Genomic DNA, 19,536 nt, shown 5'->3' with positions numbered 1-19,536 from the left:
CGGCCGGTCGACCGCTATCCAGGCTGGATGATCAGCGAACGAAGCTTCGACGCCGTGCTGTCCGACGTGGACGGCGTGATCCGGCACTTCGACCACACCGAGCTGAACCGGCTGGAGCTGGCGGCCGGCCTGCCCGCCGGCGAGACCCTGCGGACCGGCTTCGCCCCGGAGGTGGACGGCCCGCTGCTGCTCGGCCGGATCACCCGGGCCGAGTGGCGGGCCAGCATCGCCGAGCGGCTGGCCGAGCGGATACCGGAGCCGACGGCCCGCGAGCTGGCCGAGGTCTTCACCACCGCGCCGTTCAGCGCCGACCCGGAGGTGGTGGCGCTGCTGCGCGCCGTCCGCGAACGGGTGCCCCTGGTGCTGGTCACCAACGCCACCGTCTGGCTGGACGAGGACCTGGCCCGGCTCGGCCTGCTCGACCTGGCCGACGCGGTGGTGAACAGCGCCGAGGTGGGCGCGGTCAAGCCGGAGCCGGCGATCTACCGGATCGCCGCCGAACGGGCCGGCGTGGCACCGGAGCGCTGCCTGTTCGTCGACGACCGGGCCGAGAACGTGGCAGCGGCCGCCGCGCTCGGCATGACCGGCCTGCACTTCCGCTCGATCGCCGACCTGCGGGCCGTGCTCGGCTAGAAGGAGCGGCCCTCGCTGTGCGGCACGTGCGGCTGCGCCGTCGGGTCGGGGTGGTCGTGCGGGTCGCCGCACAGGTTCTCGGTCAGCCGGGTGAGCAGCTCGGCCAGGTCGGCGAACTGCTTCTCGTCCCAGTCGCCGAGCAGCTTGGCGAGCTGGCTGCGCCGGGCCGCGACCAGCCGCGCGGCCAGCCGCTCGCCCTCCTCGGTGAGCCGCAGCGGCAGCCCGTTGCGCTGCGCCAGCCCGCGCCCCTCCACCTCGCGGGCCGCCGCCTCGATCACCGCCGGCGGCACGATCCGGTGCTCGGCCAGCTCGGCGGGCTCCACGTAGCCCTGCCGGTGCATCTGCAACAGCAGCCAGCTGGAGGCGGGTTGCAGGTCGAGCCCGGCCTCGGCGGTGATCCGGCGGTAGAGGTCGCGGCGGGCCTCCCGGCTGTTCAGCACGGTCAGGGCGCGGGCGATCTCGTCCACCGAACTGCGCTCCACCGGGTTCATCCCGATCGACTCGCCGAGGTCGGGCGCGGTGACGGAGGCGCGCAGCGGCTGCTCGCGGATGAACAGCGCGAGCAGGAAGGCGGCGAAGGCGACCGGCGCCGCGTAGAGGAAGACGTGCGCGATGGAGCCGGCGTAGGCGTGCAGGATGCCGTGCGCGACGGTGGGCGGCAGGCCGTGGATCACCCGGGGGTCGGCGGTGATCTCCTTCGGGCTGAAGCCGGGCGGCAGGTGCAGCCCGCGCAGCGCGTCGGTCAGCCGGTGGTTGAGCCCGGTGGTGAAGATGCTGCCGAAGATCGAGACGCCGAAGGAGGCGCCGATCGAGCGGAAGAAGGTGGCGGCCGCGGTGGCCACCCCGAGGTCCTGGTAGCCCACCGAGTTCTGCACGATCAGCACCAGCACCTGGAGCACCAGGCCGAGCCCGAGGCCGAAGACCAGGAAGTAGAGGCTCATCACGGTGGTCGAGGTGGACTCGGTCAGCCGGGAGAGCAGCACCAGGCCGACGGTGACCACGGCGGTGCCGAGGATCGGGAAGATCCGGTAGTGGCCGGTGCGGGCGACGATCTGGCCGGAGCCGATCGAGGTGACCAGCATGCCGAGCACCATCGGCAGCATGTGCACGCCCGACATGGTCGGTGAGACGCCCTGCACCACCTGGAGGAAGGTCGGCAGGTAGGTGAGCGCGCCGAACATCGCGAAGCCGACCACGAAGGAGATCACCGCGACCAGGCTGAAGGTCCGCGAGACGAACAGCCGCGGCGGCAGCACCGGTTCGGCGGCCTGCCGCTCGACCAGCAGGAAGATGCCCAGCAGCACCACCCCGAGCACGCCCAGGCCGATCACCTGCCAGGAGCCCCACGGGTAGCTGACCCCGCCGAGCGAGGTCATCAGCACCAGGCAGGTGGCGACGGCGGCGATCAGCACGATGCCCGGGTAGTCGATCGCGTGCTCGCGCTTCACCTCGACGCTGTGCAGCACGATCGCGATGACGATCAGCGCGACCACGCCGATCGGCAGGTTGATGTAGAAGACCCAGCGCCAGGAGAGCTGGTCCACGAAGAACCCGCCGAGCAGCGGGCCGAGCACGCTGGTGGCGCCGAAGACGGCGCCGAACAGGCCCTGGTACTTGCCGCGTTCCCGGGGCGGCACCAGGTCGCCGACGATCGCCTGGGTGAGCACGATCAGGCCGCCGCCGCCCAGGCCCTGCAGCGCCCGGAAGGCGATCAGCTCGCCCATGTTCTGGGCCACCCCGCAGAGCGCGGAGCCGATCAGGAAGATCACGATGGAGGCCTGGAAGAACCGCTTCCGGCCGTACATGTCGCCGAGCTTGCCCCAGAGCGGGGTGACCGCGGTGGAGGCCAGCAGATAGGCCGTCACCACCCAGGACAGGTGCTCCAGTCCGCCGAGGTCGCTGACGATGGTCGGCAGCGCGGTGGAGACGATGGTCTGGTCGAGCGCGGCCAGCAGCAGGGCGAGCAGCAGGGCGCCGATCGGCACCCACAGGTTGTGCACCTCGCCCTGTTGCGGGGGCTGCGGGGGCGCGGCCTCGGTCACCGGATCCGCCATGGCCGGTCCTCCGTCTGATGGGGCGGCAGCTTCTGACACCTCATCGTGTCAGATTTGTCCTGGTTTGCGGCCCGGGGTTGCGCCATTCGCAACAGCGCGGAGCCGGGACCGGAGGGTCGGTCAGCACTGTTCGGCCGCTACGGTGTGCTGCATAATCGGGCCCGTTCCAGCCCCACCCGACAGCTTCAGGAGGACCGGCCCATGCCGGGATTCGCCCCGCCAGGATCCGGTCCGGCCGACTCCGGCCAGGCCGGCTCCGGTCACGACGCGGACTCGACCGAGACGGCGATCCTCCCGCTGACCGAGGGGCCCCCGCTGGTCCGCCCGTACGTGGCCGGGCCGCTGGCCGAACCGGAGCCCTACCCGGTGGCCGCCGACGGCTACCAGCCGCCGCAGGACCCGTACGCCACCGCCGTGCTGCCCCCGGTGACCGAGCCGTACGCACAGGAGCCGTACCCGCAGGAGCCGTACGCACAGGAGCCGTACGCACAGGAGCCGTACACACAGGAGCCGTTCGCGCCGGCGCAGCCGGAGCCGGCCCGCCCGGCCCGCGAGTTGGGCCTCTTCCCGATCGCCGCCGAGCCCGCCCCCGCCAGCTCGCGCGCCGCCGCCCGCAAGGCCCGGCAGCGGCGCACCGGCCTGGTCGTGGCGGCCGGTGCGGGAGCGATCGCGATCGGGGTCGGCCTGGCGTACGCGCTCAGCCCCACCGGCACGCCCGACCGCCAGGCGCTCCCGCTGCCGCTGCCCAGCGCCGTCACCAGCGCCCCGCCGACCGACGGAGCCCCGCCCAGCACCGCCCCCGCCCCCGAGAGCTCGGCCCCGCAGGCCCCGAGCACCTCGGCCAGACCCAGACCCACCCCGTCCAGAACCAGGGCCACCGAGCCCGCCCCGAGCAGCCCCGCGGCCGCCCCGCCCCCGCCGACCACCCAGGCGCCGCCGCCGACCTCCGCCGCCCCCACCAGCGCGGCCCCCAGCTCCGCCCCGCCCAGCCCCACCGCCGCGCCGTCCCCGGGCGACTCCGGCCCGGCCGTGGCCGCGCTCCAGCAGCAGCTGCGCACGATCGGCTGCGGCAGCGCCCACAGCGGCCGGTACGACAGCAGGACCCAGCAGGAGGTCGGCGACTTCCAGTCGGCCAACCAGCTCTGGCAGGACCAGTGGGGCTACGTCGGCCCGCAGACCCAGGCCGCCCTGGACGCCGGCGACACCTGCTGAGCCCGCGTCAGCCGGTGATCGCGCCGACCACGCTGATCCCGGCCAGCACCAGCATCGCGGCCGCCGCCACCCGGATGATCACCTTCATCGGCACCAGCGCGAGCAGCTTCTGCCCGCCGAGCACGGCCAGCCCGCCGACCGCGCAGAGCGCCAGCCAGGCGCCCAGGCCGACCGAGAGCGGGTCGGCGTACTTGGCGGCCAGGTTGGCGGTCATGATCTGGGTCAGGTCGCCGAACTCGGCCACCGCGACCACCAGAAAGCTCGCCCCGGCCACCTTCCAGAAGCCGCTGGAGGAGGGCTTGCGGCCCTCGTGGCCCTCCTCGTCGTCGTGCTTGTGCAGCAGCAGCATCACCGCGCCGGCCAGGAAGAGCAGTCCGCTCACCCCCTCGACCCAGCGGTGCGGCAGCAGCGAGAGCAGGCTGCCGGCCGCCAGCGCCAGCCCCACCTGCACCGCCATCGCGGCGGCCACCCCGGCGAAGACGTAGAGCGCGCGGTAGCGGGTGCCGAGCATCAGCGCGGCGAGCGCGGTCTTGTCCGGCAGTTCGGCCAGGAAGATGATGCCGAAGGTCACGGCGAAAATCGTCAGGTCCATCTGGAGCGTCTTCTCCACGGTCGGGCTGCCCGGCCGGCGGGCTCAAAAGAAAAGAGACCCCGGCCCGACAGCACTGGTGTTGGTCACAGCACTGCGGCCGAAGGTCTCGCCAACACCCTGTCAGGTGTCCCGGGCGCCGGGCGGGCTCACTGAGCCGGCCAGTATGTCGACGATCCGGTGGAGGGCTACTCCCCTTCAACCCCGCCAGTGTACCGGACGGCGCACCAGCCCCCGGCCGACCAGCTCCAGCACCGCCACGATCGCCACCGCCTCCACCGCGAGCAGCGCGACCAGCACGAACAGCTGCACTGCGCCGGCCTGCACGGGCGAGGCGCCGCCGAGCAGCATGCCGACGAAGGCGCCGGGCAGGGTGACCAGGCCGACCGTGCGGGTCTGGTCCAGGGCCGGCACCAGCGAGGTGGCGGCGGCGGTGCGGCAGATCTCCAGCCGGGCGTCCCGGTCCTCGAAGCCGAGCGCCAGCGCGGCCTCCACCTCGCCGTGACGCTGGGTCAGCTCGTCCAGCGCCCGGCGGCCGGCCAGCGAGGTGGCGGTCAGCCCGCCGCCGATCAGGATGCCGGCCACCGGCACGATGGTGATCCCCTTGCCGGGCAGCAGCCCGGTGGCGAGCAGCAGCACCAGCACCGGCAGCACCCCGCCCCCGATCGGCAGCGCCGCCCAGGCCCAGGACCAGCCGGGTTCGTCGGTGATCCGCCGCCCGGCCGTGCGCACCGCCACGGTGAACATCAGCAGCACGAACAGCGCGGTCAGCCAGAGCGAGTGCACCACCCAGGTGATCACCAGGGCGACGGCGGACAGCTGCACCACCGCCCGCAGCCCGGCCCGCAGCACCGCCTTGCCGTGCCCCAGCTGGCCGCGGCCGGCCACCGCGACGGCGACGGCCAGCAGCACCGCCATCAGCACCCCGAGCAGCGGGGTGACCTCCAACAGCTGGCCGGAGCCGGACGACCCCGCGGCGATCAGATCCAACTGGTGAACCACATGTGGTCCTGCCAGTCGGACATCGGGATCATCTGGGCGGTGTAGAGCGGCAGGAAGTAGAGGAAGCAGCCCATGATCGCCAGCACCAGCGCGCCGGCCACCCCGCCGCCCCAGGCCCGCCGCCGCACGCTCGCCCCCGCCGGGCCGACGATCGCGCCGAGCATCTGCGCGACGGCCAGACAGAGGAAGGGCACCAGCACCACCATGTAGAACGAGAAGATGGTGCGCTGCTGGAACTGGAACCAGGGCAGGTAGATCGCGGCCACCGCGCAGAGCACCGCGCCGGAGCGCCAGTCGCGGCGGAAGAACCAGCGCCAGAGCAGGTAGGCCAGCGCGAAGCAGGCGGTCCACCAGAGCAGCGGGGTGCCGAGCGCCAGGATCTGCTCGGTGCAGCCGCCGGACGAACCGCAGCCCTGCTGGCCGGCCGTGACGGTCTGCCAGTACATGCTCACCGGGCGGCCCTGGACCAGCCAGCTCCACGGGTTGGACTGGTAGGTGTGCGGCGTGGTGAGCGTGGTGTTGAAGTGCCACATCTCGGTCTGGTATTGCCACCAGGAGCGCAGCGGCCCGGGCAGGATGCCGCCGGGGTGACCGTCCGCCCAGTGCCGGTCGTAGCCGCCGGAGGTGGCGAACCAGCCGCTCCAGGAGGCCAGGTAGACGCCGGCGCCGACCACCACCATCGAGCAGAAGGCGGGCACGGCGTCGTGCCGCAGCATGCTGAGCATCGGGCGGCGGGCACCGGCCCGGCGCCGGCCGGCCTGGTCCCAGAGCACGGTGAGCAGGCCGAAGGCGGCCAGGATCTGCGCGCCGTTCCACTTCACCGAGCAGGCCGCGCCGAGCAGCAGGCCGGCGGCCAGGCGCCACGGACGCAGGCCGAGCCGCACGGTGTCGGCGTCGACCCCGTCGGCGAACAGCCGCTCCCGGGTCTTGTCCCGGTCGATCAGCAGGCAGCCGAAGGCGGCCAGCACGAAGAACATCAGCACGCCGTCGAGCAGGCCGACCCGGCTCATCACCAACTGCAGGCCGTCCACCGACATCAGCAGCGCGGCGGTGCAGCCGATCAGCGTGGAGCCGAAGAGCCGGCGGCCGATCCGGGCCAGCATCAGCACCGAGAGGGTGCCGAGCAGCGCCACCATCACCCGCCAGCCGAACGGGTTGAGCCCGAAGGCCGCCTCGCCGACGGCGATCACCCACTTGCCCAGCGGCGGGTGGGCGACGAAGGCCCAGGAGCTGTTCAGCGGAATGGACTGCGGGTTGCCCAGGATCGCCGTGTTGGCGTTGTCCGCCCACCCGCCCTCGTAGCCCTGCTGCAGCAGCGACCAGGCGTCCTTGGGGTAGTAGGTCTCGTCGAAGACGAAGGCGTGGGGGTAGCCGAGGTTCCAGAACCGCAGCAGTCCGGCGAAGACCGCGACCGCGAGCGGGCCGAGCCAGCCGCCGTGCCGCAGCACCCAGGGCAGCCGCCGGTCGATCCCCCGCAGCAGGGATGGACGGCCGGCCGGGCGGGGGTCCGCCTCGGCCGGCCGTTCGATGACTGCCGTGTCTGCCATGGCCCCACCGTCGTCGAGTCGTCGATCACCGCCGACTCCAGGCGGCGGGGTTTACCCCGTCACCCTCTCACGCCGCCGTCTGGAGCTCACGGACCGGCACGGTCACCGGACCGCCGGCCACCGCGTTGTCCTGGGCCGGGGTGAGGTGGCGGCGCAGCCGCAGGGCCGTGCCGACGATCAGCAGGGTGCAGCCGGTCATCGCCGCCAGGTAGAGCGGCCAGGTGCCGGAGCCGACCAGCAGCACACCGACCGCCGGGCCGACCGCGATCGCGGTCTGCTTCACCAGGGCGAAGGCCGAGTTGTAGGTGCCGAGCAGCCGGGCCGGGGCCAGGTCGGCGACGATCGGGCCGAGGGTCGGCGCCAGCATCGACTCGCCGATGCCGAACAGCACGTAGATCGCCACGATCGCCGCGGTGGCCAGCGCCGCCTCGCCGCGCAGCAGGCCGGCCAGCAGGGCGAAGGCCCAGGCGCCCAGCCAGATCACGCCGGTGGCGGCCATCGCGGTGGTGCGGCGGCGCCGGGCGGTGATCCGGACCATGAACATCTGCAGCAGCACGATGGTCAGCGCGTTGGCGCCGATCGCCAGGCCCAGGGTGGAGGGCGCGGTCTTCACCGTGTCGGTGGCGAAGGCGGCCACGCCGGACTCGAACTGGCCGTAGCAGGTGAAGAAGATCAGCCCGGCGAGCAGCAGCAGCCGCACCATCGCCTTGTCACCGGCCAGCGCACGCAGGCCGCTGCGCGGCTGCTCGTCGGTGACCAGCACCGGCGCCGGACGCGGGATGCGGGCGGTACCGGTGACGGCGGCCAGGCCGAAGAAGGTGAGCGCCTCGATGGTGAACAGCCGGGTCAGGCTGGCCGGGTCGGCGGTGTTCACGATCTGCCCGCCGACCAGCGCGCCCAGGCCCATGCCCAGGTTGATCAGGGTGAACTGGAGCGCGAAGGCGTGCGAGCGGGTCGCGGTGCTGGAGCACCGGACGATCATCGTGGCGAGCGCCGGCTGGCAGGTGGTGACCCCGCCGCCGAACAGGAAGACCGAGACCAGCAGCGCGGCCGTGCCGTGCGCCTGGCCGAAGGCGAAGGCGCCGGTGGCGGCCATCGCGCAGCCGGCCAGCAGCACCGGGCGCGGCCCGTAGCGGTCGATGCCGCGGCCGGCGAACGGCAGCACGGCGAGCGCGGCCAGCGCGAAGAGGGTGAAGACCATGGTCGCGGAGGCGGTGCCGAGCCCGCGCACCTGGTCCACGTACACGAACATGTACGGCATCGTGAACCCGCTGCCGAAGGCGCTCAGTGCGTTGCCGAGCTGGACCCGGCGCAGGGTGCCGTCCGCACCGTACTTCTGCTGCTTCATGGGAGACACCCCTTACTCTTTAGCTCGGAACATTTCGAAGCTAAACTCTACATACAGAAAGACTGCACTGTCAAAGCCTTAACGTTGGCTACAGAGCATGGGAGACTGAGCGCCATGAGCGCACGCAAGGCCGCCGCGGCGGCCGACCCGGCAGGCCCCGGCGAACTCGACATCGCCGAGCAGGTGGCGATCTACCAGCGCGAGTTCCCCACCGTGGACCCGCAGGTCGAGACGATCGTGTCGACCATGTCCCGGGTGGCCCGGCGGATGGCGGTGTCCTACGGGCGGCAGCTGACCGCGCTCGGGATCACCAGCGCCGAGTGGGAGGTGCTCAAGGCCCTGGTGGTGGCCGGCAGCCCCTACCGGCTCGGCCCCGGCGAGCTGGCCAAGCGGCTCGGCCTGACCCCGGCGGCGATGACCCACCGGATCGACCGGATGGTCGGCGAGGAGCTGGTCACCCGGGAGCGCGACGAGGCCAACCGGGTCCGGGTGATCATCGAACTCACCGAGAACGGCCGGGACAAGTGGCTGGAGTCGATGCGGATGGCCGCCGTCTTCGAGGAGGAGCTGCTCCAGGACCTCGTCCCCGAGGAGCGCACCGTGCTCTCCGGCCTGCTCGGCCGGATGCTGACCCGGGTCGAGTCCACCGCGCCCTGAGTGGCGCGTTGAGTGGCGCCGCCGCACGGTCGGCGGCAGGGTGTCTCCGGGGGGCAACGAGACGTCAAGTTCCGCCCTTGGAGGCGACACCCATGCCCGTGGTGAACGAACCGTACGCGCCCGGCACGCCGTGCTGGGTCGACCTGGCCGCTCCGGACCAGCAGGCGGCCATCGACTTCTACCGTGACCTGCTCGGCTGGCAGGGCGAGAAGGGCCCCGAGGAGTTCGGCGGCTACGCGATGATGACCCTCAACGACAAGCCGGTGGCCGGCATCATGGCCGCCGTGCCGATGGGCGACTCGCCGGCCCCGCCCACCGCCTGGACCACCTACCTGGCCAGCGCCGACGCCGCGGGCACCGCCGCCAAGATCGGCGCCGGCGGCGGCAAGCTGCTCTTCGACGTGATGACCGTCGGCACGGTCGGCAAGATGCTGATCGCCCAGGACCCGACCGGCGCCGTCTTCGGTGTCTGGCAGCCGCTGGACTTCTTCGGCGCGCAGGTGGTCAACGAGCCCGGCGCCGTGATCTGGAACGAGCTGAACACCAGCGACGTCGCCGCCGCCACCGGCTTCTACCGCACGGCGCTGGGCATCGACATCACCCCGATGGAGGGGCCGGAGGGCATGGGCGAGTACTTCTCGCTCAAGGTCGGCGGCAAGGACGTCGGCGGCGCGCAGAGCCTGGCCAACCACCCCGACGGCACCCCGCCGCACTGGGCCACCTACTTCGCGGTGGACGACGTGGACTCCACGTTCGACGCGGCGGTGCGGGCCGGCGGCTCGGTGCTGGTGCCGGCGATGGACACGCCGGTGGGCCGGATGGGCGGCCTGACGGACAACCAGGGCGGCGCGTTCTGGGTGATCAAGCCCCAGATGCCCGACGCCTGACGGACAGTGGGCCGTGCCCCCGGAGCGTGGTCGCTCCGGGGGCACGGTGTTTCAGGACGGGGGGATCAGCAAGGGCCGTTGTCGGTCCAGGCGCCCCACTGGCCGCTGAGCGAGGGGTCCTCGCCGGTGGTCCACCACTTGTTGGTGTAGAGGTGGCCCTTCCAGGAGACCTGGGTCGGGGTGGCGTAGACCGCGGCGGAGCTCCAGCTCGGGGCGGAGCAGCTGCCCGGGGTGCTGGTCACCGGCGGGGTGGAGACCGGCGGGGTCGTCACCGGCGGGGTGCTGACCGGCGGAGTCGTGACCGGCGGGGTCGTGACCGGCGGCGTGCTCACGGGCGGGGTGGAGACGGGCGGGGTGCTGACCGGCGCGCTGCTCGTCGGGGCGGCCAGGCAGCTGGCGGCCGAACCGTTGGTGTCGTTCGCCATGTCGTTGAAGAGCGTGGCGCTCGGGTCGTCGTACAGCGAGAAGGCGAACGAGCCGCCGAGGCCGTTGCAGTGCAGGTAGTCGGCCTTGGACTGGATCGACTGGGCGTTCTCACCGGACCAGAAGTTGGTGCCGTCGTAGAAGTAGGCGGCCTTGGCGGTGTCGTCCCAGTAGGTGTCCGCCGGGTTGTCGACGACGCCGGACAGCTCCTTGTACATCCGGATGCCGTTGACGTTGCCGGACATCGCGGCGCCCGGCGCTGGACCGGTGGCGGTCTGGAACAGGCCGTGGCTGCTGCCCGCCGGCACGCCGGTCCAGCCGCGGTAGTAGAACGGCACACCCATGTTGATCTTCTTGGCGGGGAAGCCGCCGGGGATGCCGTACTGCGGATCACCGGCCGTCCAGGCCTTGATCCCCTCGTCGATCGAGTACTTCGAGGTGCCCGGGGCGATCGGCGTGGCCGGGTCGCTCGGGTCCGAGTAGAGCGCGGCCTGGTGGTTGGTCGGCCCGGTGGCCTCCCAGCCGCCGTGCATGTCGTAGGTCATCACGTCGCCGAAGGTCAGGTACTGGCCGACCTTGTCGGTCTCGATGTTGGCGATCTTGTCCTGACCGGCCGGCAGCGCCGCGCTCAGCGCGTAGGTCTTGCCGTCCGTCTTGCCCTGGGCGTCCAGCTCGGAGCGGAACTCGGCGAGCAGCGCGGTGTAGTCCTGCTTGTCGTTCGGCGAGGAGTGGTTGCCGGTGTGGCCGCCGCCGCCCGGGTACTCCCAGTCGATGTCGAAGCCGTCGAAGATGCCGGCGCCGGTGCCCGGGCCGCCGTAGCCGGCGTCCGAGGGCAGGTTGCCCTTGATGAACATGTCGATGCAGGAGGAGACCAGCGCCTTGCGGGAGGCGTCGGTCGCGGCCGCGTCGGAGAAGTACTTGGAGTAGGTCCAGCCGCCGATCGACAGCAGGATCTTCAGGTTCGGGTTCTTCGCCTTCAGCTCCTTGAGCTGGTTGAAGTTGCCCGCGATCGGCTGGTTGTAGACGTCCGCCGTGCCGTTGACGCTGATGTCCGAGCCGAAGGACTTCTCGTAGTCGGCGAAGGCGTCGCCCGCGCCGTCGCCGGCGTTCGGGTCCGCGTCGTTGGTGTCCGCGGCCTTGGTGGCCTCGAAGCACTGCAGCGTGGTCGGGTTGATGTTGGCGAAGTCGTAGATCAGGTAGTCGAGTTTGCCCGCGGTCCCGGAGTCGTTGATGTTCTTCGGGTAGTAGGCGTTGGAGTAGATCGACCACTGGTCGAAGTAGGCCACCTTGATGCCGCCGCTGGTGGCGGCCGCGCCGGTGGTGTTGGTGGCGGCGGCGTGGGCGGTGCCGCCCGAGGTGAGCGCGAGCGAGGCGCCGAGCAACAGCGAGGCCGCGGTGCCGGCGGCGAGCGCGGCCAGGCCCTTGGGGCGGCGGCGCTGGTCCGGGGTCGTCTCCCGGGCGGTTGAACGGGTGAGCATGACGTGCGACTCCATGGTTGTGGGGGACCGTCATGCCCGTGGTGTGCAGGGACGCCCGGGGCGGGTGGGACCACCTCGGGCATGGGCATGACATCGGGGAATCGTGCGCGGTTGCCGGGCACCCCAGGACCGGCGTCAGTGGTTTGCACCACTGACGCCGGCTCAGGGGCTCCCTGCACCTGCGGATTAAAATGGACTAGACCAACAGGGGCGTCAAGAGTCCCTCGCCACACTTGAGTTGCCGTTAAGGTTGGTCGATCCGCCGCACCGCCGATGAGCTGCGGCTAAACCTCCGCACCCGAATCAAGGTCCGTCTCAAGATGTAGCCGCGCTGCATCTCGCGTCGCACCGGCCGCGGGTTCGAATCCTCCTGGCGCGGCTCGTTCCGGCCCCCGGCGCTGCCTAGCGTTGAGGATGTCACCACCCGCTCCCTCGTTTGAGGACCTCAGATGATCGAAGCCGTCGGCCTCACCAAGCGCTACGGCCCCAAAACCGCCGTCCAGGACCTGAGCTTCAGCGTCCGTCCCGGCATCGTGACCGGCTTCCTCGGCCCCAACGGGGCCGGCAAGTCCACCACCATGCGGATGCTGCTCGGCCTGGACACCCCGAGCTCCGGCCACGCCACCGTCAACGGCAAGCGCTACGCCGAGCACCGCGCCCCGCTGCGCGAGGTCGGCGCGATGCTGGAGGCCCGCGCCATCCACACCGGCCGGTCCGCCCAGAACCACCTGCTGGCGCTGGCCGCCACCCACGGCATCCCGCGCAGCCGGGTGACCGAGGTGATCGACCTGGTCGGCCTGCGCGAGGTCGCCCGCCGCCGGGCCGGCGGGTTCTCGCTCGGCATGGGCCAGCGCCTGGGCATCGCCTCCGCGCTGCTCGGCGACCCGGCCACGCTGATCCTCGACGAGCCGGTCAACGGCCTCGACCCCGAGGGCATCCTGTGGATCCGCAACCTGCTCAAGTCGCTGGCCGCCGAGGGCCGCACGGTGCTGGTCTCCTCGCACCTGATGAGCGAGATGGCGCTGACCGCCGAGCACCTGATCGTGATCGGCAAGGGCAAGCTGATCGCCGACACCTCGGTCGCCGAGTTCACCGCCGGCGCCTCGCAGGGCGGCGTGCGGGTGCGCACCCCGCAGGCCGACGAGCTGGCCGAACTGCTGCGCCGCAACCCGGAGATCACCGTCACCGCCGAGGACGAGGCGGACGTGCTCACCGTGGAGGGCGCGGACAGCGAGACGGTCGGCCGGCTCGCCGCCGACCACCGGGTGGTGCTCTTCGAGCTGACGCCGCGTCAGGCGTCGCTGGAGGAGGCCTTCATGGAACTGACCAAGGACGCCGTCGAGTACGACGCCGTGGTCGCCCCCCGCACGCTGGTCGAGGAGCACGCAGCATGAGCACCGCCACCCCCACCACCGCAGCGGCCCGCCCATCGGTCGGCGGCAAGGTCACGCTGCCCCGGGTGGTCCACTCCGAGTGGATCAAGTTCCGTACGCTGCGTTCGAGTTACTTCACGCTGCTGGCCGCGGTGGTCTTCATGGTCGGCTTCGGCCTGCTCGCCTGCTACGGCGCGATCGACCACCTGAACCACCCCGACGCGCGCGACCACGCCTTCTCGATCAACGCCGCCGACCGCAGCCTGCGCGGCTACCTGGCGGCCCAGCTCGCCGTCGGCGTGCTCGGCGTGCTGGTGGTCAGCGGCGAGTACAGCACCGGCATGATCCGCGCCTCGATGTCCGCCGTGCCGCGCCGCCTGCCGGTGCTCTGGGCCAAGGCGGGCGTCTTCGCCGCCGTCGTCTTCGTGGTGACCCTGGTCACCGCGTTCGTCGCCTTCTTCGGCGGCCAGGCGGTGCTCTCCGGCAACCACGTGCAGACCACGCTGTCGGCCGCCGGGGTGACCCGCACCGTCATCGGCACCTCGCTCTACCTCACCGCGATCGGCATCTTCGCGGTCGCGGTCGGCACGATGATCCGCAACACGGCCGGCGGCATCGCCTCGATCTTCGGCATGCTCCTGGTGCTGCCCACCCTGGTCGAGGTGCTGCCGTCCAACTGGAGCAGCCACATCGGCCCGTACCTGCCCGGCGCGGCCGGCCAGGCGGTGGCCACGCTCAACCCGGACCCGGGCACGCTCGCCCCGTGGACCGGCTACGGCGTGCTCTGGATCTACGTGGTGGCCGCCCTGATCGGCGCGGCCGCGGTGCTCAAGCGGCGGGACGCGTGAGACCAGCAGCCGGGCCGAACCGTTGCACAATGGCGCAATGACCTCGGCCGAGCTGTCCCGGACAGCCCTCGGGCGGTGCTTCCCCGGCGCCGCCCGAGGGCTCTCGGCGTTGCGCGCGCTGCGGCTCGGCGAGCGCCACCCGATGGTGCTGGACGGCGCGCTGGCGCTGCTGCTGTTCGCCGCCAGCGCCGCCGCCCACCAGCGCTTCCACCCGCACCACCCCTGGGAACTGCTGATCCAGGCCGGCCTGGCGCTGCCGCTGGTGCTGCGCCGCCGCCACCCGGTGACGGTCCTCGCGGCCGTTGCCGGCGTCGCCTTCGCGCAGTGGGCGGTCAGCTGGTGGGGCGGGACCAACGTGCTGCCGGCCGACTTCGCGGTGCTGGTGGCGCTCTACACGGTGGCCGCGCACCGCGCCTTCCGCTGGACCGTGGCCGGCTACGCGGTGGCCGAGCTGGGCGTGCTGCTGGCCGTCTACCGCTGGCCGCCCGACTTCCACGGCCGGCCGGTGCTGGAGAGCGCGCTGCGGATCGTCTTCCTGCTCTCCGGCGTGACCACCGCCGCCGTGGTGCTCGGGCTCAACGTGCGGGCCCGGCAGGCCAAGCTGGCCGCGCTGCACGAACGGGCCCGGGAGCTGGAGCGCCGGCGCGACGAGCAGTCGGCGCTCGCCGTGGCCGAGGAGCGCAGCCGGATCGCCCGGGAGATGCACGACATCGTCACCCACAACCTCTCGGTGATGGTCGCGCTGGCCGACGGCGCCGTCTACGCCAACGAGCACGCGCCCGAGAAGGCCACCGCGGCGATGCGCCAGTCCGCCGAGACCGGCCGGCAGGCGCTCACCGACATGCGCCGCTTCCTCGGCGTGCTGCGGGCCGACGAGCCGGACGCGCTGCGCCACCCGCAGCCGGGCCTCGGGCAGCTCGCCGCGCTGACCGCCCAGGTGCGGGCCGCCGGACTGCCCTGCGAGCTGCGGCTGGACGGGGAGCACGGCCACGTCTCCCCCGGCGCCCAGCTGACCGTCTACCGGCTGGTCCAGGAGTCGCTGACCAACACCCTCAAGCACACCGCGCCCGGCGCCCGGGCCCGGGTCACCGTGGACTGCGGCCCCGCCGCCCTCCGGGTGGAGGTGCGCGACGACGGGCGGGCCCGGCGCCGCCCCGCGGACGGACAGCTCGGCGCGGGCCACGGCCTGGCCGGGATGCGCGACCGGGCCGCCGCCTACGGCGGCGAGCTGACCGCCGGCCCGCTGCCGGAGGGCGGCTGGCGGGTGGCCACCACCCTCGACCTCGACCTGCCCGCACCCGCCGAGGAGGCGCTGTCATGACCATCCGAGTGCTGCTGGTGGACGACCAGCCACTGCTGCGGGTCGCCTTCACCCTGGTCCTGGACTCCCAGCCGGACCTCGCGGTGGCCGGCGAGGCCGCCGACGGCGCCGAGGCCGTCCGGCTGGTCGGCGAGCTGCACCCGGACGTGGTGCTGATGGACGTCCGGATGCCCGGGATGGACGGCATCGAGGCGACCCGGCAGATCGTCGAGACCTCGCCGGACACCAAGGTGCTCATCCTGACCACCTTCGACCTGGACGAGTACGCCTTCGCCGGGCTGCGGGCCGGCGCCTCCGGCTTCCTGCTGAAGAACGCCCAGCCGGCCGAGCTGCTCAGCGCGGTGCGCAGCGTGGCGGCCGGCGACGCGGTGGTGGCGCCGCGGATCACCCGGCTGCTGCTCGACCAGTTCGCCGCCGAGCTGCCGGCCGACGGCTCGGCGGACCGCTCGCGCAGCGCCGTGGAGTCGCTGACCGCCCGGGAGCGCAGCGTGCTGGCGCAGGTGGCCCGGGGGCTGTCCAACGCCGAGGTGGCGGCCGAGCTGTCGCTGGCCGAGGCCACCGTGAAGACCCACGTCAGTCGGATCCTGCTCAAGCTGGGCCTGCGGGACCGGGTGCAGGCGGTGGTGTTCGCGTACGAAAACCGTTTGGTCCGCCCGGCCTGACCGACCCACAATCGCCGGATGACCTCGAACGCCAGAGACCGTCGCCTCACCGCCCTCCGCGCCAGCGAGCGGGTCCTGAGCGGCAAGCGCCCGCAGACCGTCCGGGAGCAGCTCGACCGCCTCGCCACACTCGACGGGCTGGACGAACTCCCCGACTCCTACGGCGAGTTCGGCGCGATCGCGCGGCTGGAGCAGCGGGTAGCCGAGCTGCTCGGCACCGAGGCGGCCGTCTGGTTCCCGAGCGGCACCATGGCCCAGCAGGTCGCCCTGCGCTTCGGCGCCGAGCTGACCGGGCGGGACGCCGTGGCGCTGCACCCGATGAGCCACCTGGAGCGCTGGGAGCGCCAGGCCTACAGCCAGCTGACCGGCCTGCGCGCGCTCTGGCCGACCGCCGCCCCGCGCCCGTACACCGCCGAGGAGCTGGCCGGGCTCGGCCAGCCCTACGGCACGGCGGTGGTCGAGCTGCCGCTGCGCGACGCCGGCTTCCTGCTGCCCTCCTGGGACGAGCTGGTCGCGGTGGTCGAGGCGGCCCGGGCCGCCGGCGCCCGGGTGCACTTCGACGGCGCCCGGCTCTGGGAGTCGGCGCCGCACTTCGGCCGGCCGCTGCCCGAGCTCGCCGGGCTGGCCGACAGCGTCTACGTCTCGGTCTACAAGGCGCTCGGCAGCAGCCACGGCGCCCTGCTGGCCGGGAACGCCGCGCTGGACGGCTACGCCCGCAGCTGGCGGCACCGGCACGGCGGGCAGCTGTGGACCAACTGGGCGGCCGCGCTCGCCGCGCTGGACGGCCTGGCGACCGAGCTGCCCCGGATCCCCGGGTACGTCCGGCACGCCAAGCTCGTCGCCACCGCGCTGGCCGAGCTGCCCGGCGCCCGGATCAACCCCGCTCCCCCGCAGACCGAGAGCTTCCAGCTCTACCTGCCGCACCCCGCCGAGGCGCTGTCGGCGGCCAACCTGGAGCTGGCCGAGACCGAGCGCACCTGGTTCGCCACCGGCTGGACGGACGCGCTGCCGGGCCTGGCGATGGCCGAGATCCGGGTCGGCGCCGACGCCCTGGAGTGGACCGCCGAGGACGTGCTGGCGGCCGGCCTGCGGCTGCTGGAGCTGGTGGCGAAGCAGCGGTGACCCGCCGTCAGTAGCGGACGGCGCGCTCGACCGAGGCGTTCACCGTGCCGCTCAGCGAGCGGTTGCCGGTCGCCGTGGCGTTGGCGGACTGGCCGGCCGGCACCGGGCCGACGTTCAGCACGACGGTGTCCAGCAGCGAGCCGTTCTGGTCCTTGAAGTCGACCTGCACGGTGTAGCGCTTGGCGTCGGACTGCTGGTTGGTCACGGTGACCGGCACCTGCGCCTTGCCGTCGGAGCCGGTGGCCACCGTGCCGAGGCTCACGTCGCCCGTCGCGTCCAGCCCGCCGGTCGCACTGGCGAAGGCCGAGGAAGCGGCGGACTGGGCCGAGGCGACCGCCGAGGAGCCGAACGAGGCGGCGGCGGAGAGCGCCGAGGAGGCCGCCGAGGCCGCCTGCGAGGCCACCTGGCCGCCGATCGAGGAGAGCGCCGACTGGGCGGCACTGGCCGCCGAGGAGGCGGCCGAAGTGGCCTTGGAGCTGCTGGAGGAGGAGCAGCCGGCCAGCGCCAGGCCCAACGAGAGCGCCGCCCCGGTCGCGACGGCGACGGGGGCGGCGAGGGCGCGCGAACGGCTGGGCGCGGCGGCGCGGGGCGGGATGCGGCGGTCCATGGGGCCTCCAGGGTCGGGACGCTCCCGCCCACCCTCGGCGCCCGCCCGGCGCGCCGCCAGCGGGGCAGCGCAACCGGGTGACGGTCCGTCAGGCCGTCACGTGCTCGGAGTCACATGCTCAGGTAGATGGCGCTGCCGACGCCCGCGACCATGCAGTAGATCGCGAACGGCGTCATGCTCTTGTTCTCGAAGTACTTGGTGAGGAACTTCACCGAGACGTAGCCGGCCGCGAAGGCGCAGATCGAGCCGACGATCACCGGGCCGCGGATGCCGGTGTACTCGGGCTTGAGCAGCTCCGGCACCTTCAGCACCGCGGCGGCCGCGATCACCGGGGTGGCCAGCAGGAAGGAGAACCGGGCCGCGTCCTCGTGGTTGAGGCCGCGCAGGATGCCGGTGCTCATGGTGACGCCGGAGCGGCTGATGCCGGGCAGCAGGGCGAGGATCTGGGCGGCGCCGATCCAGACGCCCTGACGCAGGGTCAGCTTGGCCAGGCGGCGGTCCGAGGCGATCGCCGGGTCCTCGCCCGGGGTGTGCGCGGCATCCGCGCCGGCCCGTCGACGGCCGCCGCCACCGCGGCGCAGCCGGTCCGCGCCCAGCAGCACCAGGCCGTTCAGGGCCAGGAAGATCGCCGCCGGCAGCGGCTTGCCGAGTGCGCTGCGCAGCGCCTTCTCGGCCACCAGGCCGGCGACGCCGACCGGGATGGTGCCGACGATCAGCAGCCAGGCCAGCCGCTGCTCGACGCTCTCGATCCGCCGCTCGCGTATCGAGCTGACCAGCCCGCGGATCACGCGTATCCAGTCCTTGCGGAAGAACACCACCAGGGCCAGCGCGGTGGCCAGGTGCAGGCCGACCAGCACCGCCAGGTACGGCGAGTTGGGGGCGGTCATGTCCAGGTCCTTCTTGACCTGGCCGCCGAGCAGGGCCGGAACCAGGATGCTGTGCCCCAGGCTGGAGACCGGGAAGAGCTCGGTGACGCCTTGCAGCAGGCCCACGCCGATGGATTCCGGGTAGGTCAGGGACATCGCACACCCTCAGTCGCGGTACGGGTCTCGTGGAGCGGACAGCGTACCTAGCCGCGATGACGCAGCTTTCGGGCCCCTCCCCGCGAGAACGTACTACACCTGTGTAGACGTCAAGCGGGTCGGAGCCCGATGTTCACCTGCTGTTCGACTGGGTGTGGTCGCGGGCTCCCCGGGCCCGCGCGACGGCCGCGCCCGGCGTCACTCCGGCTCGGACTCGGCCGCCGCGATGGCCGCCTCGCGGACCCCCCGCTCGCGCTTGCCCACCACGCCGTAGGCACCGGCCGCCGCGGCGGCGAAGGAGAGCAGGCCGAGCAGCGGACGGTTGAGGGTGTGGCCGGTCAGCTCGTCCAGCGAGTACCGGCCGGGGCCGGCGATGGAGAGCGCCAGGCCGCAGACGCCGAGCAGCGCCGGGTACTCGTAGCCGCCCTTGGTGATGAAGAAGCCGTGCGGGAAGTGCACCGAGATCGCCCCGGCCATGGTGCCCGCCACCACCGGCCCGGCCACCGGGGTGGCCAGCCCGGCGACCAGCAGCGCGCCGCCGCCCGCCTCGCCCAGGCCGGCCGCCAGCGCGCTCTGCCCGCCGGGCTTGAAGCCCATCGCCTCCATCCCCTTCGCGGTGCCCTCCAGCCCGCCGCCGCCGAACCAGCCGAAGAGCTTCTGGGTGCCGTGCGAGAACAGCACCCCGCCGACGGCCGCCCGCAGCACGAACAGTCCCAGGTCCTTGCGGTTGACACAGCCCATGATGGTGTCC

18 protein-coding genes are annotated in these 19,536 nt (G+C 72.8%); 9 read left to right on the top strand and 9 right to left on the bottom strand.

Going from position 1 to position 19,536, the window contains the following annotated elements:
* Positions 1-27 precede the first annotated feature (27 nt).
* Positions 28-633: an HAD family hydrolase gene (locus FHX73_RS20565; protein WP_145906393.1), complete on the top strand. Its 606-nt coding sequence runs from the start codon at positions 28-30 to the stop codon at positions 631-633.
* On the opposite strand, the gene FHX73_RS20560 is transcribed toward FHX73_RS20565, so the two are convergent.
* Positions 630-2,687: an MFS transporter gene (locus FHX73_RS20560; protein WP_145906392.1), complete on the bottom strand. Its 2,058-nt coding sequence runs from the start codon at positions 2,685-2,687 to the stop codon at positions 630-632. The genes FHX73_RS20565 and FHX73_RS20560 overlap by 4 nt on opposite strands.
* A gap of 201 nt (positions 2,688-2,888) precedes the next feature.
* On the opposite strand from FHX73_RS20560, the gene FHX73_RS20555 reads away from it, so the two are divergent.
* Positions 2,889-3,899 (top strand): peptidoglycan-binding protein, encoded by a 1,011-nt coding sequence (locus FHX73_RS20555; RefSeq protein ID WP_145906391.1) that lies wholly within the window; start codon positions 2,889-2,891, stop codon positions 3,897-3,899.
* Positions 3,900-3,906: 7 nt separating this feature from the next.
* Here the strand turns inward: FHX73_RS20555 and FHX73_RS20550 are convergent, their stop codons facing one another.
* The 4 genes from FHX73_RS20550 to FHX73_RS20535 form a co-directional block, all read right to left on the bottom strand.
* Positions 3,907-4,491: a TMEM165/GDT1 family protein gene (locus tag FHX73_RS20550; RefSeq protein ID WP_145906390.1), complete on the bottom strand. Its 585-nt coding sequence runs from the start codon at positions 4,489-4,491 to the stop codon at positions 3,907-3,909.
* 195 nt (positions 4,492-4,686) lie between these two features.
* On the bottom strand, positions 4,687-5,406 hold the full coding sequence (locus FHX73_RS20545; RefSeq protein WP_145908415.1) for an ABC transporter permease: 720 nt from the start codon (positions 5,404-5,406) through the stop codon (positions 4,687-4,689).
* Between the two features lie 62 nt (positions 5,407-5,468).
* A complete protein-coding gene (locus FHX73_RS20540; RefSeq protein ID WP_145906389.1) occupies positions 5,469-7,037 on the bottom strand; it encodes a dolichyl-phosphate-mannose--protein mannosyltransferase in 1,569 nt (522 codons plus the stop codon).
* A gap of 67 nt (positions 7,038-7,104) precedes the next feature.
* Positions 7,105-8,385, bottom strand: a complete 1,281-nt coding sequence (locus FHX73_RS20535) for an MFS transporter (protein WP_145906388.1) — start codon at positions 8,383-8,385, stop codon at positions 7,105-7,107.
* A gap of 114 nt (positions 8,386-8,499) precedes the next feature.
* On the opposite strand from FHX73_RS20535, the gene FHX73_RS20530 reads away from it, so the two are divergent.
* Positions 8,500-9,042, top strand: coding sequence for a MarR family winged helix-turn-helix transcriptional regulator (locus FHX73_RS20530; RefSeq protein ID WP_145906387.1), 543 nt, complete (start codon positions 8,500-8,502; stop codon positions 9,040-9,042).
* Positions 9,043-9,134: 92 nt separating this feature from the next.
* Positions 9,135-9,929 (top strand): VOC family protein, encoded by a 795-nt coding sequence (locus tag FHX73_RS20525; RefSeq protein WP_145906386.1) that lies wholly within the window; start codon positions 9,135-9,137, stop codon positions 9,927-9,929.
* Between the two features lie 65 nt (positions 9,930-9,994).
* On the opposite strand, the gene FHX73_RS20520 is transcribed toward FHX73_RS20525, so the two are convergent.
* Positions 9,995-11,830: a glycosyl hydrolase family 18 protein gene (locus FHX73_RS20520; protein ID WP_145906385.1), complete on the bottom strand. Its 1,836-nt coding sequence runs from the start codon at positions 11,828-11,830 to the stop codon at positions 9,995-9,997.
* Between the two features lie 449 nt (positions 11,831-12,279).
* Between FHX73_RS20520 and FHX73_RS20515 the strand changes: the two genes are divergently transcribed.
* The 5 genes from FHX73_RS20515 to FHX73_RS20495 are packed head-to-tail and all read left to right on the top strand — an operon-like array spanning position 12,280 to position 17,156.
* A complete protein-coding gene (locus FHX73_RS20515) occupies positions 12,280-13,224 on the top strand; it encodes an ABC transporter ATP-binding protein (protein ID WP_145906384.1) in 945 nt (314 codons plus the stop codon).
* The gene (locus FHX73_RS20510) at positions 13,221-14,051 is read left to right on the top strand and encodes an ABC transporter permease (RefSeq protein ID WP_145906383.1); all 831 of its coding nucleotides are present in this window, start codon (positions 13,221-13,223) and stop codon (positions 14,049-14,051) included. The genes FHX73_RS20515 and FHX73_RS20510 overlap by 4 nt, the downstream gene beginning before the upstream one ends.
* A 37-nt stretch (positions 14,052-14,088) precedes the next feature.
* The gene (locus tag FHX73_RS20505) at positions 14,089-15,372 is read left to right on the top strand and encodes a sensor histidine kinase (RefSeq protein ID WP_246213613.1); all 1,284 of its coding nucleotides are present in this window, start codon (positions 14,089-14,091) and stop codon (positions 15,370-15,372) included.
* The gene (locus FHX73_RS20500) at positions 15,369-16,034 is read left to right on the top strand and encodes a response regulator (RefSeq protein WP_145906382.1); all 666 of its coding nucleotides are present in this window, start codon (positions 15,369-15,371) and stop codon (positions 16,032-16,034) included. The genes FHX73_RS20505 and FHX73_RS20500 overlap by 4 nt, the downstream gene beginning before the upstream one ends.
* 18 nt (positions 16,035-16,052) lie before the next feature.
* Entirely contained in the window at positions 16,053-17,156 is a 1,104-nt protein-coding gene (locus FHX73_RS20495) for a threonine aldolase family protein (protein ID WP_145906381.1), read from the top strand.
* Between the two features lie 7 nt (positions 17,157-17,163).
* On the opposite strand, the gene FHX73_RS20490 is transcribed toward FHX73_RS20495, so the two are convergent.
* The 3 genes from FHX73_RS20490 to FHX73_RS20480 all read right to left on the bottom strand — a co-directional run bounded on the left by FHX73_RS20490 (position 17,164) and on the right by FHX73_RS20480 (position 19,526).
* Positions 17,164-17,763: a hypothetical protein gene (locus FHX73_RS20490; protein ID WP_145906380.1), complete on the bottom strand. Its 600-nt coding sequence runs from the start codon at positions 17,761-17,763 to the stop codon at positions 17,164-17,166.
* Between the two features lie 110 nt (positions 17,764-17,873).
* On the bottom strand, positions 17,874-18,785 hold the full coding sequence (locus FHX73_RS20485; RefSeq protein ID WP_145906379.1) for an undecaprenyl-diphosphate phosphatase: 912 nt from the start codon (positions 18,783-18,785) through the stop codon (positions 17,874-17,876).
* Between the two features lie 198 nt (positions 18,786-18,983).
* Complete coding sequence (locus FHX73_RS20480) at positions 18,984-19,526, bottom strand: DoxX family protein (RefSeq protein WP_145906378.1); 543 nt, start codon at positions 19,524-19,526, stop codon at positions 18,984-18,986.
* Between the last annotated feature and the right edge of the window lie 10 nt (positions 19,527-19,536).

It is taken from the genome of Kitasatospora viridis (assembly GCF_007829815.1).
Lineage (GTDB): Bacteria > Actinomycetota > Actinomycetes > Streptomycetales > Streptomycetaceae > Kitasatospora > Kitasatospora viridis.
The sequence above is the reverse complement of the archived record's forward strand: the minus strand, read 5'-3'. Positions and strand labels throughout refer to the sequence as shown.